At 51.0% G+C, this 15,746-nt stretch carries 12 protein-coding genes; 8 read left to right on the forward strand and 4 right to left on the reverse strand.

Going from position 1 to position 15,746, the window contains the following annotated elements; translation table 11 throughout:
- The first annotated feature begins 1 nt into the window (after position 1).
- From HMPREF0636_RS06450 to HMPREF0636_RS06485, 8 genes are all read left to right on the forward strand, one after another.
- Positions 2-673, forward strand: coding sequence for a thiamine diphosphokinase (locus HMPREF0636_RS06450; RefSeq protein ID WP_044169265.1), 672 nt, complete (start codon positions 2-4; stop codon positions 671-673).
- 61 nt (positions 674-734) lie between these two features.
- Positions 735-1,442, forward strand: a complete 708-nt coding sequence (locus HMPREF0636_RS08285; protein ID WP_162147896.1) for a methylated-DNA--[protein]-cysteine S-methyltransferase — start codon at positions 735-737, stop codon at positions 1,440-1,442.
- A gap of 372 nt (positions 1,443-1,814) precedes the next feature.
- Positions 1,815-2,465, forward strand: a complete 651-nt coding sequence (locus HMPREF0636_RS06460; protein WP_044169267.1) for an MBL fold metallo-hydrolase — start codon at positions 1,815-1,817, stop codon at positions 2,463-2,465.
- 100 nt (positions 2,466-2,565) lie between these two features.
- On the forward strand, positions 2,566-5,451 hold the full coding sequence (gene gcvP / locus HMPREF0636_RS06465) for an aminomethyl-transferring glycine dehydrogenase (protein WP_044169269.1): 2,886 nt from the start codon (positions 2,566-2,568) through the stop codon (positions 5,449-5,451).
- 71 nt (positions 5,452-5,522) lie between these two features.
- The gene (locus HMPREF0636_RS06470) at positions 5,523-6,233 is read left to right on the forward strand and encodes a hypothetical protein (protein WP_044169271.1); all 711 of its coding nucleotides are present in this window, start codon (positions 5,523-5,525) and stop codon (positions 6,231-6,233) included.
- 5 nt (positions 6,234-6,238) lie between these two features.
- The gene (locus HMPREF0636_RS06475; RefSeq protein WP_044169272.1) at positions 6,239-6,946 is read left to right on the forward strand and encodes a PM0109 family protein; all 708 of its coding nucleotides are present in this window, start codon (positions 6,239-6,241) and stop codon (positions 6,944-6,946) included.
- Positions 6,913-7,464, forward strand: coding sequence for a DUF1697 domain-containing protein (locus HMPREF0636_RS06480; RefSeq protein WP_044169274.1), 552 nt, complete (start codon positions 6,913-6,915; stop codon positions 7,462-7,464). Before HMPREF0636_RS06475 ends, HMPREF0636_RS06480 begins: the two co-directional genes overlap by 34 nt.
- Positions 7,465-7,475: 11 nt before the next feature.
- Positions 7,476-9,428 (forward strand): helix-hairpin-helix domain-containing protein, encoded by a 1,953-nt coding sequence (locus tag HMPREF0636_RS06485; protein ID WP_044169277.1) that lies wholly within the window; start codon positions 7,476-7,478, stop codon positions 9,426-9,428.
- A 641-nt stretch (positions 9,429-10,069) separates the two neighbouring features.
- On the opposite strand, the gene recN is transcribed toward HMPREF0636_RS06485, so the two are convergent.
- Genes recN through dnaN form a run of 4 tightly spaced genes read right to left on the reverse strand, consistent with a single transcriptional unit; the run spans position 10,070 to position 14,927 of the window.
- Positions 10,070-11,740, reverse strand: a complete 1,671-nt coding sequence (gene recN, locus HMPREF0636_RS06490) for a DNA repair protein RecN (protein WP_044169279.1) — start codon at positions 11,738-11,740, stop codon at positions 10,070-10,072.
- A 29-nt stretch (positions 11,741-11,769) separates the two neighbouring features.
- A complete protein-coding gene (coaBC, locus tag HMPREF0636_RS06495) occupies positions 11,770-12,978 on the reverse strand; it encodes a bifunctional phosphopantothenoylcysteine decarboxylase/phosphopantothenate--cysteine ligase CoaBC (RefSeq protein ID WP_044169281.1) in 1,209 nt (402 codons plus the stop codon).
- 1 nt (position 12,979) lies between these two features.
- Entirely contained in the window at positions 12,980-13,747 is a 768-nt protein-coding gene (locus tag HMPREF0636_RS06500; RefSeq protein ID WP_005468882.1) for a 3'-5' exonuclease, read from the reverse strand.
- 34 nt (positions 13,748-13,781) lie between these two features.
- Positions 13,782-14,927 (reverse strand): DNA polymerase III subunit beta, encoded by a 1,146-nt coding sequence (dnaN, locus tag HMPREF0636_RS06505; RefSeq protein ID WP_005468881.1) that lies wholly within the window; start codon positions 14,925-14,927, stop codon positions 13,782-13,784.
- Positions 14,928-15,746: the final 819 nt, after the last annotated feature.

Genomic DNA, 15,746 nt, shown 5'->3' on the forward strand with positions numbered 1-15,746 from the left:
GATGAAGTACTATCCCTTGTTCTCTGAGGACAACCTCCCTCAGACTCTTGTCCTAGCCAATGGTGCTTTCCCCAAGGCACCCGTGCCACTAGCTCTCCTAGACAAGTGGTGTGCTGGGGAGGAAGGCTACAGCCTCATCTGCTGTGATGGTGCTGTGAATAAGCTCCGTCGCTATACGAGCCAGCTACCCGACGCCGTAGTGGGGGATCTCGACTCGGTATCACCCGCTCTGAAGGATCTCCTTGGGCAACGTATCCATCGTTTCCCTGACCAAGACACCAATGACCTGACTAAGACAATGAACTTCGTCCATCGGAGTATGGGGCGACGATCCATAACGCTTCTTGGTGCAAGTGGAGGGCGGGAAGATCACTTCTTGGCTAATCTGGCTCTACTCTCTAGCTATGCTCCACTCGTGGACGAACTTATTATGCTCACCGATGAGGGGTACTTTATCCTTATTACAGAGCCTGCCGAGGTGGAGGTACTTGTAGGACAACAGGTCTCTGTCTTTGACTTTCTAGGGAAGCCAATCAGTCTTACTGGGGTTCGCTGGCCACTAGAGCAACACTTGCTCCCCCAGCTCTGGTGTGGTTCGCTGAACTGTGCTACGGAGAAAACCATCCGTCTGACAGTAAATCACCCCGTACTTCTGTATCTAGCCAATGTCTAGTGTCTCTACACGCACTTTAGTGCTTCGTGCCCTTGGAGAGCTTTCGCCACACAAGAGAGACTTGCCCACTTCCCTAGAGCTGAGTCTCGCTCTGGATTGTGCAAGTGAGGAATTGAACAAAGCCTTTGTTGAGACCTTTACGCTGCCTGTGGATGAAGTCCTTCACTATCTCAGCTCTGAGTGCTTAGCCAAGAGTATCATTCCCTTAGCAGAATGGCAGGAGACCACCCTCATCCATGCAAGGCGTCAGGAGGCAAAGGAGTACACTTTCTATTACAACTTCTATGAGACCTATGCTGGTGAGCTATTACTCGCTTCCACAGAGCAGGGTTTATGTGTTTCGCTCTTTTCCTTCATGGGGCGAGCCGAGGTGCTAAAGCGTATTGAGGAGGAGTTCCATCCTAAGGTACTTATCCAAAGCTCTTGCCCCTTCCATGAAGACGCTTTGTACTCCCTCTCGAGATTAGGAAGGGGGGTATCCTTACCTCCGTTACACCTCTTTGGTACGCCCTTCCAGTGTAAGGTGTGGGAGGCCATGTTGCACATCCCGAGCGGGCGCTGCTGTCATTACCAAGACTTAGCTACGCTCGTTGGGAAGCCTCGTGGAGCACAGGCCGTTGGGACAGCTGTTGGTGCTAATCCACTGGCTCCCTTCATCCCGTGCCATCGGGTCCTACCACGTACTGATACTCTTGGAGACTATTACTGGGGATCAGCACTCAAGGCACTTGTTCTCCTGCCTGAGCTTATCTCCTCGCCCCTGTACTAGAGCGATACCCACTTTCCCCCTTTCATAGTCCATCGTTTTACTTAAAGTACCCCTCCTAGGGTTAGACAGATATGCCTGCATCTGTCTGGCCTACTAGGTGGATAATGTACTCTAGAGGTAGGAGTGAAAATACCTACCCATGGGTTGCATTTGGTACCCACGGGTGGGTCGTGTTGGATACCCACTCGTGGGTTTGCTTCATTACCCTAGCATGGGTTACAAGTGCTACCCACGAGTGGGTACTTTTTGAATCCTCGTTGGGAGAAGTGAGAACGGGTAGGGTAGGGAGGGTAGGAAGTTCGTGAAAGGAGCAGGACGTAGCCTAGTTTTTTGCATCTTTGTAGTACATATATCATCCCAGTAGAAAAGGAAATGCTCAAGATACATCAGTTCGTGTTTGGTCCTGTGCAGGAGAACACGTACGTCCTCTATGATGAAGATACTCGAGAGGCTGCTATTGTAGACCCTGGCTGTATGCGTCACTCTGAGGAGGAGAAGCTCAGAGCCTTCATTGTGGAGAAGGAACTATCACCACAGCTCATGCTATGCACACACCAGCACTTTGATCACGTGTGGGGGGCGGCATACGTCCTACGCACATGGGCGTCCATCTCTGCCTATGGAAATAGGATTGACTTCGAGCAGCTACCCCTGCCCTCGGAGCAACTCCGAGGCTACGGTATCCCCTTGCCACTAGAGGATGTGCCGATGCAACGATATACCCTAGTGGGGCAGGGTGATACCATACAGCTGGGGCGAGAGGAGCTACGTGTACTCTTTGTCCCAGGACATGCTCCGGGACACATTGCCTTCTATGCCCCCGACTCAGGATTATTACTCTCGGGGGATACGCTCCTCCTAGGGACGATTGGGCGCACAGACTTCTGGTACGGAGACTATGACCAGCTCGTCACGTCCATTCGAGAGCAGTACCTTCCCCTGCCTGACGAGACCATTGTCTTCAGTGGTCATGGGGAGGAAACGACAATTGGCTACGAGCGTCAGCATAACCCTTTCCTCTAGGGGTAGCCTAGCTTTCCTTTATGCAAATTCGCTAATTTTGATACGCTACACCATCAAGTAGCAGATAAACGTACTAACTACAAATAACTATCGTTCGCCAATGAACACCAATGACTTCTCGATACGCCATATAGGCGTAGATCAGCTGGATGCTGATGAGATGCTCCGTACCATCGGGGTTAAGACCTTAGACGAACTCATCGAACAGACTCTGCCTAGCAATATCCGGCTCCCTAAGCCCCTTGACCTACCAGAGCCAATGACAGAGCGGGAGTTCGCTGAGCATATCGCCGACCTAGCCTCGAAGAACGAGGTCTTCACCTCCTACATCGGTCAAGGCTGGTACGATACCGTGCTCCCTCCCGTCATACAGCGCAACGTCCTAGAGAACCCCGTCTGGTACACCTCCTATACGCCCTATCAGGCAGAGGTGTCGCAGGGTCGTCTCGAAGCACTCTTCAACTTCCAGTCCGTCATCACCGATCTCACCGCACTGCCCCTGAGCAACTGCTCGCTACTCGACGAGGCTACGGGGGGTGCAGAGACAGCCTTCCTCCTCTTCAACGAGCGGAGCAAGGCCAAGACTAAGGCAGGGGCACGTAAGCTCTTCGTCGACAAGGAGGTCTTCCCCTCTACACGAGATGTCATCCTCACCCGCTGTGCACCACAGGGGATCGAGGTCGTGCTCGGCAAGTGGCAGGAGTTCGACTTCAGCGGTGAGTTCTTCGGCGCGATTATTCAGTACCCAGGTGCCCTAGGGGGTGTCCACGACTACACAGCCTTCGTAGAGAAGGCGCACGAGGCAGATATCAAGGTAGGTGTAGCCGCCGACCTGATGAGCCTCGTCCTGCTGACCCCTCCAGGCGAATGGGGAGCAGACGTAGTCTTCGGCTCGGCACAGCGCTTCGGTGTCCCCATGTACTATGGTGGCCCTTCGGCAGGCTACATCGCCTGTCGCATGGAGTACAAGCGTACCCTCCCCGGACGTATCATCGGGCTTAGCAAGGACCGCCTCGGCAAGGAGGCTTATCGCCTAGCCCTCCAGTCTCGTGAGCAGCATATCAAGCGTGAGCGTGCCACGAGTAATATCTGTACGGCACAGGCTCTGCTCGCCTCGATGAGTGGCTTCTACGCCGTCTATCATGGCCCCGAAGGGCTCAAGAACATCGCCCGACGTATCCACTCTTACGCAGGCTTCCTCGCAGGCAAGCTCAAGGGACTTGGCTACAAGCTCCTACACGAAGACTTCTTCGACACTCTCTGCATCATCCTCCCCGAGGAAGAGGGCTTCATGGCCAAGCTCCGAGAGATAGCTGAGGAGTGTCGTGTGAACCTCTTCTACTCCCCCTGTGGCTGTGTCGCCCTCGTGAGCATTGACGAGACGACACTGCCCGAGGATCTAGGGGTGCTCTGCCACATCTTCGCCTCGGCGGTAGGTAAGGACAGCAACTTCAACGATGAGGTCGGGGAACACACCATCCACATCGACCGCAAGTACGTACGTACCTCACCCTTCCTCGGCTACGAAGTCTTCAACAAGTACCACACCGAGACCGAGATGATGCGCTACATCAAGCGTCTAGAGCGTAAGGACATTTCCCTCACGCACTCCATGATCTCCCTCGGCTCCTGTACGATGAAGCTCAACGCTGCCTCGGAGGTTATTCCACTGAGCAACCCAGCCTTCTGCAACATCCACCCCTATGCCCCCGCCGATCAGGTACAGGGCTCCATCGAACTCCTAGAGAACCTTAAGGAACTCCTAGCGACCATCACAGGTCTACCAGCCGTATCCCTACAGCCCAACTCGGGTGCCGCAGGGGAGTATGCAGGCCTACGCACCATACGCTCCTACCACGAGGCACACGGCAATGGTCACCGCAACAAGGTGCTCCTACCTGCCTCTGCCCACGGGACGAACCCCGCCTCCGCCTCGCAGTGTGGCTACCAGTGCGTGATCGTCGCCTGTGACGAACACGGGAATGTGGACTGGGAGGACTTCATGAAGAAGACCGAGGAGCATCGTGACGACCTCGCTGCGATGATGATCACCTACCCCAGCACGCACGGAATCTTCGAGACGAACATCATCGACCTCTGCAAGCGCATCCACGACTGCGGTGCCCTCGTCTATATGGATGGAGCGAACATGAACGCTCAGGTAGGACTCACCAACCCCGGCTTCATCGGTGCTGACGTCTGCCACCTCAACCTCCATAAGACCTTCGCCATCCCCCACGGCGGTGGTGGCCCTGGTAGTGGCCCGATCTGCATGACCCTGGCTCTTGCACCCTATGCACCGACCCACGGCTATGGAGTGGACTTCGAGCCCATTGAGGGCAATATCGTAGCCGCTTCGCCTCAGGGTAGCGCAGGGATCGACGTCGTCTCCTATGCCTACATCCGCCTACTCGGTACCAAGGGACTCGAGCGTGCCACACGTACAGCGATCCTCAATGCCAACTACATGGCCGTTCGCCTCAAGGATACCTACGGCATCGTCTACACCGGCGCCACAGGACGTGTCGGGCACGAACTCATCCTCGACTGCCGCCGCCTCAAGGAGACCTGCGGTGTCGATGAGAGCGACATCGCTAAGCGTCTGATGGACTTCGGCTACCATGCCCCCACCCTCTCCTTCCCCGTACACGGTACCCTGATGATCGAACCCACGGAGAGCGAGAGCAAGGCTGAGCTGGATCGCTTCCTCGATGTGATGCAGTGCATCTGGGACGAAATCCAAGAGGTCAAGGAGGGTCGTGTGGATGCTGAGGACAACGTCCTAAAGAATGCCCCCCACCCCGAGTACGAAGTGGTCTCCGACACGTGGACACACAGCTATCCCCGTGAGAAGGCAGCCTACCCACTGCCCTTCCTGCGTGAGAATAAGTTCTGGATCAACGTTGCCCGTGTCGATAATGGCTTCGGCGACCGCAACCTCGTCCCCGCCTTCTGCGCCTGCCTAGCCCCCACGATCGAGGGATAAGCAGGTCAAGATAAGCCCTGCCCCTACATCTCCACGATGTAGGGGTAGGGCTTACTTTTCTACTTAGATATATGTTACAAGCAATACTACGTAAGAAGAATCTTAGGACTCCTACAGGTAAGCGATCTGAAGATGCTCTTACCTCCAGCACCATAGGTCTACTACAGTATCTACCAGACAAAACCTTTTGGGAGATACTCTACAAGGCTAGTAAATATGAGGCTAGTAAGCATACGCTACCAGAGTTCTCTGATGCTGGTGCGATCGAGAACATATCCTTTTGGGAAAGAATGTCTGCGGAAGGAACAAACAACAAAAGTTCTGTAGAGCCTGATGTATGGCTTGAGCTGGAGCGAATGCACCTCATCATCGAAGCGAAGAGATACGAGGAAGAAGGACAATATGAAGGTCAATGGCTTAATGAGATACAAGCCCTTCTCAACACTCTTGCGGAAGACGATGAACGACCGATATGGTTGCTTGCTTTAGGTGGAAACTATCAAACATCCAAGCAGTCACTATCTCTAGGCGACAAGACATATTCCATTATTAATATACGATGGCAAACACTCCTTGAGGAAGTCAAGAAGTATACATATGAGTCCTCTCCCTACAGCAGCGTAGAGAAGCGAATATGTAAGGACATCATCAAGGCTTTTGAGCTATTCGGGTACTTTTCCCTGAAATGGCTGGATAGCCTCGCAGACACCTATAAGGATCCCCCCGCAAGACGTGCTCCCTCCTCTATCGACACCTTGTTCCACCTCCCTAAATACAAATAAGCATCATGGAGACAACCACAGAAAACCTCTCTAATGCTCTTCTAGACGTTAGACGAGCACACCGAATACTCTATGCCTACCAGAGGCGAATGTCTGATCTAGCATACTTCATCAAGTGTAAGCTAGGCATGCCCGATTTCTATGGGTTCAAACACTTCTCTAACCCTATTTATGGCCGAAGTAAAGGGCATAGCCGTCTAAACATATGGCATGATATGTGGGCATGGGACTACCTATATTCCTACCTCTTTGAGTACTATCTCGGAGTACAAAAAACAAGCGATGAGGTGTATGAATATAAGTTTAGCCTCATTCAGTATAGTGATACGGGATACTTCGACCAAGATGGACAGAGAAGGTGTAGAATTAGCGAGTTCGGTTCAGAGAAAGAGTCTAGCTCTAAGCTCCTATTCTTCCTTGAATATAAATCCAAGGATAGTGAATGGGAATGGAAAGACGGATCCTATATGGAAAGGATAGTCTTAAACAAGGAGGTTGGGAGCAAGGAGCACACAAAGGAAGTCCGAAGGACCACCTCTGGAGGTACGCAGATTCTATGCTCCTTCCCATTAGAGCGATTTATCAACATGGAGGCTACACTCGAGGTACTTCGTGAGTTTCGCTCCTACTGCAAAGAACAAGGGATCCATGTCTTCGACGACCTAATATTAGAACCGACATGCGCACCTACATCGTCCTCCTCAGGGGAGTAATGCCCTCCGGAAAGAACCGTATCCCGAAGATGGCTGAGCTACGTGATGCCATCGAAGCGGAGGAGTTCGCCGAGGTCACGACCTATATACAGAGCGGGAATATCGTCCTTCGCTCACCCCTATCTAAGGAGGAGACCTCCGTACGTATCGCAGAGATCATACGAGCCTATTGCGGTGCGGAGCTACAAGTCATCACCACCGACGCTAGCGAGCTCAAGAAGCACCTCCGAGGCAACCCCTTCGGTGATGAATACCAGCAGGATCGGGTATTCTATACCACGATGATGGAGCCCATTGACCCGAAGCGAATCGTAGCCCTCTGTCAAGAGGACTTCGGGGAAGAGGAGCTCCGTATGGTAGAGGGCAGACTCTATATGTACCTACCGAAGGATGCAAGTAGATCGAAGCTAAGCAACAACTTCCTAGAGAAGAAACTCAAGTTCACCGCTACGACACGTAACCGCAATACCCTCGTTCGTCTCATCGAGCTCGCCGAGAAACTTGAGTCCCCGGGCTAGTCTCCTATCCCATGAAACAACACCAACGCCTCTTCCTCTCTTTAGTTGCTATAGCTTTTTCTTTTGTCCTTCGAGTACATGCTGGGGTACCTGATAGTATTCCTCAACATGTAAGGGCTTGGGATGAATATCTTGAGGAGCAACGCTACCTGGGTCTCCTCTCTGATGAGGAGCTTGCTGAGCTCCAGCAGCTTTATGATGAGTTACGTCATAGCCCTTGGGACATTAATGAAGTGACGCCCGAGGAGCTACAACGTATCCCCTTCCTTCGTGACTTTCAGGTTACATGCTTCATTGACTATCGGCGTTGCTCTGGGCCTTTCCGAAGCCTCTCTGATCTCAAGTTGGTAAGGGGCTGGGATGCTAAGCTTCTCACTCTTCTTCTCCCTGTGCTGGTGTGTCGAGAGGGTAGGGAACAGGAGAAAGGGACGGAGAGTAGAGGACAACTAGAGTTTGTAGGGCGGGTAAGCCTACGAAAGCAAACTGAAACGAAGCAAGAAGGCTTAGGAGGAAACGAGTCTGCCTTGCTTCGTTTTCTTTATGAGCGGAAGCGTCACACGAGTCTTTATCTCAGTGCGGAGAAGGATTATCTCGAGCCCTGGAATTATGGACGTCATCGAGGGTTTGATAGTTATAATGCCCATCTAGCTATTCGTGAACGTGGGTTACTCCATAGTCTTGTCCTTGGAGACTATCGGGTGACACGTGGCTGTGGGCTTGTCTTGGGGCAAGGGATATATCCCATGAGCTTCCTCTCCCTAGCACCTCGCTTGCCAGAGGGCATTCGCCCGATACGCTCTAGTACGGAGACGAACTTTTGCCGTGGCATCGCCTTGGAGCTAGGTCATAGAAGCTTTCGTCTTGGTACCTTTGCTTCTGCTCGCTCTCTTGATGGAAAGGTAGATGAGGATAAAGTCATTACTTCACTCTCAGAGACAGGGCTTCATCGAACAAGTAGTGAATGGAGTCGTCGAGCAATGGTCCCTATGCGCCTCTTTGGGGGCTGGGTGGAATATCGAGAAGATCTCTGGCGCATAGCCTTACAAGGTGTGCATCAGGATTGGCACCGATATATATTGCATTCCGCCTCTGGTGCATCGCATCGCCCTCGATTGCATGATCTCTCTTCGTCCTCGGCTCTTAGCTTATCCTATGCAGTGCAAAGTAGACAAGGTCAAGCGAAACTGATGGGTGAACTTGGGCGAAGCAACCTCGGTGCTTGGGCTACCATCCATCATCTCTTACTTCAGCAGTTGCAAGTGGGTGACCTCCGCCTCTCCTACTGGTATGTAGGTTCGGACTATTGGAGCTACTATGGGCACGGTGGTACACATGCACTTCGCCCCAACGACGAGGCTGGTGGGCGGTTTATGTGGCTCGTTGCTCTGCCTCTTAGCGCAACGTCCCTAGAGCTCTATGCTGATCGCTATCGAAGACTCTCGGAGGCAAAGGCTGATACTGTGAAGCACAGAGGTTGGAGCTATGGAGCAAATCTAAATGTTGAGCTTAACCAACGAAAAACTGCTAGTCTACTCGCCTCTTTTCGAGAGCGAAGAAAGGCAGGGGAATCTAAGGTGCAACGATTCAGTCTCAGCTTGCATCAAGCACAGAAGGAGTGGGAGAGTACCTGTACCTTTCGTTGGTCCCGTGCAGGAGGGAAGGCTAGCTGGGCAGTACTTGGAGTCGTGCATACGGAGCTGCGTCCGCACATTCGTATTAGTCTCTTTGGGGACTACTTTGAAGCACCTAATTGGCAGTCACGCCTCTATGCTTCTCATCCGAGAGCTCGCTATGAATACACGTCTATGCTCCTCTTTGGTGAGGGCTACGACCTTGGCCTTCGCTTGACTTGGAAACCTAATTATCACATCCTGCTAGAGGGAAAGATTGTCCACCAACACCAGCGCTACGACACACGCCCTTCCATGACCCAAGCTACCTTTACATTACTCTATCGTCCCTAGCTCTTCTTTGGTACTCTGCTATTTATCGGGACTCCCTTCGGCACTCATTCACAGGGGGATTGTATGTGAATATGTGTGATATACATGGTATTGTATGTAATGGTCCTTTCGGAACCAAATGTTTGGTATATAGGTGCTCTCAGCTCTTTTTAGCTCTTCCTCCTCTATATCGATTACTACCCTTTATAAGCTCCCTAGATATGTAGGTTACGGGGGGTAGGTGAAGAGTTATAGTAAGTCGCTGTAACGAGTTACCATAATTCTCTCCGGCAAGTTACCATAACTCTTTTAAGTGAGTTACCATAACTTTTTGTGACGACTTATGGTAACTTGTCTCTCCTTATTTTTTAGCTCCTCGTATTTTATTCAATATGAACTCAGTACAAGTATTCTTAGAATAAGATAGGGGAGCTTATCCTAAACTTATATTTCAGAAGGGGACGAGGGGAATGTGAATAGAGATGGTAGCTGGATAGGAGATGTGATGAGGAAGATGCTCTTCTTCCCTCTTAAAAAAGACAAGAGGAGATAGAGGGATGAATAGACAGAGGTGGTGGAGAGCTTTGGCTTAGAAGATAGGTCTTCTGGAATCTATCATGACGGTAGTTGCTTAACAGAGAGAGCCTAGCGAACCGAGCACATTAGTCCTCAGCAAAGCTGGAGAGTAACGCTTGGGCTGCAGCTCGTGTGACCTCTGTTAGAGTCGACCCACTCTGCATGCGGGCGATCTCGTCTATACGTTCAGTCGCCGTTAGATGCTTGAGGTGACTACGGGTGCTTGCTTCACCATGCTCCTTGTAGATATAGAAGTGGTCTTCCCCTGCTGCTGCAATCTGTGGTAGGTGTGTCACTGCCATCACTTGCATGCTCCGCCCCATACGGCGTAAGATCTTCGCAATACGCTCTGCCGTCTCACCCGATACACCCGTGTCAATTTCATCAAAGATGATTGTAGGCAAGCTACGCTTATCTGCGATTAAGGCCTTTAGGGCAAGCATCAAGCGTGATACCTCACCTCCTGAAGCAATGTCTGCCACGGGTTCGGGAGCGATGTCTCGATTGGCTGAGAAGAGGAAGGTTACGTGATCAAGCCCCATACGGGTAGGGTGCTGTAATGAATCGATGTGGATATGGAAGCGCACATGTGGCATGCCCAGCTCGTGCAGTGAGGAGATGAGTTGCTCCTCGATGGCTCGTGCAGCCTCTTGGCGTGAGGCTGAGAGTTCTGCTCCAGCCTCTAGAAGGGCTGTATAGCATGTGGCTTCCTCTGCCTCAAGGCGAGCAAGGTCTTCGTCAGAAGATTGAATCTTGTCAAGCTCTTCACTGAGCCGTTCTTTTAATACAATAAGCTCGGAGACATCCTGTAGGCTGTGTTTGTGTAGTAGCCCACGGATTAAGTCAAGACGCTCCTCTACACGGGCTAGACGCTTTGGACTAAAGGTCACACTAGATGCTTCCTCTTCGAGTGTGGAGGTAAGATCCTGTACATCGATACGTATGCTACTGAGGCGATCGTACCACTCTTCAGCGGATGTATGATAGTTACGTATGGATTCTAGAGCCTTGAGAGCAAACGTAAGTGCAGGTAGGGCTCCCTGCTCTTCATCGCTAAGGGCAGATGTAGCTCGTTGGAGAGCTTCCTTGATCTCCTGGGCATGAGCTAGCTGTCTCTCTTCATCAACCAGCTCCTGCAGCTCTCCTTCCTCAAGGTCGGCTTCCTCGAGTTGGTCATATTGGAAGCGAAGGTAATCCTCCTCCTTTCGTAAAGCCTCCATGGATTGCCGGAGCTTATTGAGCTCTTCGGCTTTTGACTTGTAGGTTTCGTAGAGCTCTTGGTAGCGACTCACGAGCAGATCCTCTCCTCGATAGAGGTCGAGTGTAGAGAGCTGAAACTGTGCATCGCCTAGGAGTAAGTTTTGATGCTGTGAGTGGATGTCAATTAGATATTCGCTGAGACGCTTGAGGAGTTGAAGGGAGGCAGGTGTGTCATTGATGAATGCACGGCTTTTCCCCTTGGAGGTAATCTCTCGGCGAATGATACATTCCCCTTCGTCTGCATCAATATCTTCCTCCTCCAGCATACGTGCTACAGCAGTATCAAGATCCGTGAACTGTGCCTCAATAATACACCGCTCTGCACCAGGGAGGAGTGTCCCGCTATCTGCTCTCTGACCCATTAGCAGGGCGATGGCTCCGAGTATGATGCTTTTCCCAGCTCCAGTCTCTCCAGTGATGACAGAGAAGTGAGGGTAGAACTCGATTGAGAGTTCTTCGATCAGTACAAAATTCTGGATGCTTAGTCGCTGCAGCATGTTTGTGTAGGAATAAAAAGGCTTCAGAGCTAGAGGGCGATGCGCCTAGCTATGAAGTCTACAATATCTCGAGCCACAGCCTCCTTGGACTTCAGCTCGTAGGCCTCTATCCCTCCCTCTCGGTCGAATAGAGTGACCTTATTGGTCTCATAAGAGAAGCCAGCACCCTTATCCAATAGACTATTTAGGACAATGGCGTTTAGGTTCTTTTGCGCCATCTTACGCTTAGCTTCCTCAAAGCCCGCATTGCTCTCTAGGGCAAAGCCGACAAAGTATTGGTTGGGTCGCTTCCAAGAGCCTAACGTAGCAGCTATATCTGGATTGCGAACGAGTTCGAGCTGGAGATCTCCCTTTTCTTCACGCTTCAGCTTCTCATCTGAAGAGTGCAAGGGACGATAATCTGCAACGGCTGCAGCAAAGATTGCAATGTCTGCCTCCCCAATATTATCTTCGGCCACACGAAGCATCTCCTCTGCTGTCATGACAGGGAGTACCTTGACTTCCTCTCGAGGACGAAGAGATGACGGTCCTAGGATGAGGGTTACCTCTGCTCCTCGTCGTGCGAATTCATTAGCTAGAGCAATTCCCATCTTCCCTGTGGAATGATTTCCGATGAAGCGGACTGGGTCAATAGGTTCATGCGTTGGGCCTGCTGTGAGTAGGACATGCTTGCCTTGGTAATCCTGCTCTGTGGAGAAGTATTCCTCCAGCACTGCCACGATTGCCTCTGGCTCTTCCATGCGTCCCTTGCCCACGAGATGACTAGCTAGTTCCCCAGACTGTGGCTCTATGATGAAATTCCCTCGCTGGGCAAGTAAGTCAAGGTTATCCGTGGTCGATGGGTGTGCAAACATATCTAGATCCATTGCAGGAGCAATGAAGACAGGAGCTTTCATAGATAGATATGTCGTGATAAGCATGTTGTCTGCTATGCCATGGGCAAGCTTGCCAATGGTAGAGGCTGATGCAGGAGCGATAAGCATTACATCAGCCCAAAGACCTAGATTGACATGGCTATTCCATGTACCATCACGCCCACTAAAAAACTCGCTAATGACTGGGTGGGAGCTGAGTGCAGAGAGCGTAATTGGGGTAATAAATTCCTTCCCAGCAGGGGTGATGACAATCTGGACCTCTGCGCCTGCACGTACCAACAAACGAGTGAGCACCGCAGCCTTGTATGCAGCGATACTTCCCGTTATCCCAAGGACGATATGCTTACCGCTTAGTACTCCCATCTTAGCTACGCTCCGCCTGATAGATACGTGTAAACCAAGCCTTTGTCTCTAGAGGGAACTGCGCCCCCATCACCCAGGTGTAATATCCCGAGTCCTTCTGGAGAACATCTCTCAATACTTGCCCCTTGTATTTGCCAAAGTTAATCAGTACCTCCTCCGCATCATTATAGATGAGGAGCCCCGCAAAGTCCACCCAGCGTCCATAGCTTGATACCTCTGCTAGTGCAGGGATGCTATTGGTCAGCTCCTCGGGATAGCGATCAAGCTGTGCTTGTAGTACCTCATAGGTGGCTCGTGTGTCTGCCTCTGCCGAATGCGCATTGTCTAGTGCCTTATCACAATAGAAGCGATAGGCTGCCTCCAGAGTGCGACGCTCCATCTTGTGAAAGATTGTCTGCACATCGACTAAATGGCGATCTGTAAAATCTACCGGGATACCAGCACGAAGGAACTCCTCCACGAGCATCGGGACATCGAAGCGATTAGAGTTAAAACCCACAATGTCACAGCCCTGTATCCATTCGTATAAGCTCCGTGCTACCTGAGGGAAGGTAGGGCAGTCGGCTACATCCTCATCGGATATGCCATGCACAGCAGTTGCCTCTGCAGGGATGGGTATCCCAGGGTTGATACGTCTCGTCTTTATCTCTTCTTCTCCATCGGGGTGTACCTTCAAGATCGAAATCTCTACAATGTGATCTCGCGTGATCTGTACCCCTGTTGTTTCCAGGTCAAAGACTACGATTGGGCGCTCTAGCTTAAGCTTCATCTACATGCGTAAATAGGAGGAGGCTTATCGGCTACTATTCGCCGATAAGCTTCATGGGGATGATGAGCGTGCAGACCTCGATGCCGTCTTCGTTCTGAAGCGGAGTGATTACACCTGCACGTGTTTGGTCTGATAGGCTGAAGAGTATCTGATCGGAAGAAATACTCTGCAACAGACGCTGTAGGAAGTTGAAATCAAAGCCTATGCGTACTCGAGTATCTGGCTCCTGCCCCGAGCATGGGATGGTCTCCTCTGCAGCAATGGAAAGCTCTAGGTCTTGCCCTGTGATGTGGATATTTCCGTCGGCAAACTCGAAGATAACCAGACTGCTGGCCTTGTTTGAGAAGAGTGATACACGCTTAGAGGCAAAGAAAAGCTGATCCTTGTCTACGGTGATATTGTGTGGAGACTGGGGGGGGATAACCGAATTATAATTCGGGTACTTCCCTTCGAGGAGGCGTGCTGTGAGGGCGCCACTCTTCATCTCAAACCGTACGTTACGCTCGTCGAAGCTGACGCGCACGGGGGATGTCTCCTTGGCAAGAAGCCCACGAGTCAGGAGTAGGCACACACGCGCTGGTAGGCAGAAGGATGCCGTAGACTCACTCTTGATGTTATTATCTGTGTAGCGCACGAGGATGCGACCATCAGATGCTACGAAGACGAGCTTATCCTCAAAGAAATCCAAGAATACCCCCGTCATAATCGGACGGCGATCGTCATCGCTGGCGGCAAAGACCGTCCGCTCTAGACCTTTGAGTAGGGACTGGGCAGGTAGCTCCACGCTACGCACGTCTTTACTCTCCAGCTCCAGCCCCTCGGGATATACATCTGCTGAGGAGGTTAGGAAGCTGTAGTGTCCGTTGCTATAAGTCACGGTTGCCTGATGGGCTTTGGTGTCAATCTCTACCTCGATGGGCTGATCTGGTAGCTCCTTGAGAGCATCGATGATAATGCTATTACGCACAGTGAAGGAGCCATCTCCATCTTGGTTCTGCACCTCGAGGGTAGAGGTGAGGCGATTGCTTTGGTCAGCAGCGGTGAGGGTAAGGGCGTTCCCCTTTAGCTCAAAGAGTATATTCTCTAGGACGGGGATCGCAGCTATACTTTTGGAGGAAATAACCTTAGCGACTGTGAGGAGTTGCTGGAGGAGGTCATTGCTTGTTACCGTAAATCTCATAGCGAGTACTATTATTTTAATGATAGCACAAAGATAAGTTTTTTAGGGGGGATAACGATGCGGATGTTGGGCTAGGGAAATAGTCCATTGATGGAAGAAAGATAAGCAGATAAATGGAGGCATTCAGCTTCTGATTGTATGCTGCTTTGTTGGCGCATCAACCGGCACTAAGAAGGCGTGGTGCTTAGCCTGTGAAGCTGTCCACCTCTAACATGAGATGGATACACCTGAAGCAAGAGAAAATAAGGGTGAAGGCAGACTAAGTACAAGCGGTTTGGATGCTACAAAATGAGATTTCTGGATGTCCTTCTTAAAGGCTTGGAAAACAGTGTGATATGACAGGTGAAAAAGAAGAGGGAATGACTTATGGTAACTCGTTGCAACGAGTTATGGTAAGTCGTCTCAGAGAGTTGTGGTAAGTCGCTGCGACGAGTTACCATAACTTGCTACAACGACTTATAGTAACTCGCCACCATTCAGTATAAACCATTTATTTATAGTTTGTTATATAGTGTTTCTGTGATGCCGTTGAGAGCGTCCTCCAGAGGCTTGAGAGCAAGCCTCGTCCGAATCTTGAATATGTAACTTATCTTACTTGAACTATATAGTCTCTCGTGCTGAACTCAGATTTAAGGAGAGAGTGAGAGTGTGCTTCTTCAGATTGAAAACCTTCCTTTGGGATGCTTTCAACCACTCCCTTCCCTCAGAAAAGTACCCATTCCTACCAAGGGCAATAAAAGCACTTCGGGAAGCATGTGATTACATACTTCCCGAAGTGCCTTTAGAATTTCTCTCTTTTCCCTAGCCCTAAGCCTTTAT

It is taken from the genome of Porphyromonas catoniae ATCC 51270, from assembly GCF_000565015.1.
In the GTDB taxonomy this organism is placed as follows: Bacteria; Bacteroidota; Bacteroidia; order Bacteroidales; family Porphyromonadaceae; genus Porphyromonas; species Porphyromonas catoniae.

Excerpts from the sequence above, each read along its gene's own strand:
- HMPREF0636_RS06450 (WP_044169265.1), top strand. The coding sequence starts at position 2 with ATGAAGTACTATCCCTTGTTCTCTGAGGACAACCTCCCTCAGACTCTT.
- HMPREF0636_RS06460 (WP_044169267.1), top strand. The coding sequence starts at position 1,815 with ATGCTCAAGATACATCAGTTCGTGTTTGGTCCTGTGCAGGAGAACACG.
- gcvP (WP_044169269.1), top strand. The coding sequence starts at position 2,566 with ATGAACACCAATGACTTCTCGATACGCCATATAGGCGTAGATCAGCTG.
- HMPREF0636_RS06470 (WP_044169271.1), top strand. The coding sequence starts at position 5,523 with ATGTTACAAGCAATACTACGTAAGAAGAATCTTAGGACTCCTACAGGT.
- HMPREF0636_RS06475 (WP_044169272.1), top strand. The coding sequence starts at position 6,239 with ATGGAGACAACCACAGAAAACCTCTCTAATGCTCTTCTAGACGTTAGA.
- HMPREF0636_RS06480 (WP_044169274.1), top strand. The coding sequence starts at position 6,913 with ATGCGCACCTACATCGTCCTCCTCAGGGGAGTAATGCCCTCCGGAAAG.
- HMPREF0636_RS06485 (WP_044169277.1), top strand. The coding sequence starts at position 7,476 with ATGAAACAACACCAACGCCTCTTCCTCTCTTTAGTTGCTATAGCTTTT.
- recN (WP_044169279.1), bottom strand. The coding sequence starts at position 11,740 with ATGCTGCAGCGACTAAGCATCCAGAATTTTGTACTGATCGAAGAACTC.
- coaBC (WP_044169281.1), bottom strand. The coding sequence starts at position 12,978 with ATGGGAGTACTAAGCGGTAAGCATATCGTCCTTGGGATAACGGGAAGT.
- HMPREF0636_RS06500 (WP_005468882.1), bottom strand. The coding sequence starts at position 13,747 with ATGAAGCTTAAGCTAGAGCGCCCAATCGTAGTCTTTGACCTGGAAACA.
- dnaN (WP_005468881.1), bottom strand. The coding sequence starts at position 14,927 with ATGAGATTTACGGTAACAAGCAATGACCTCCTCCAGCAACTCCTCACA.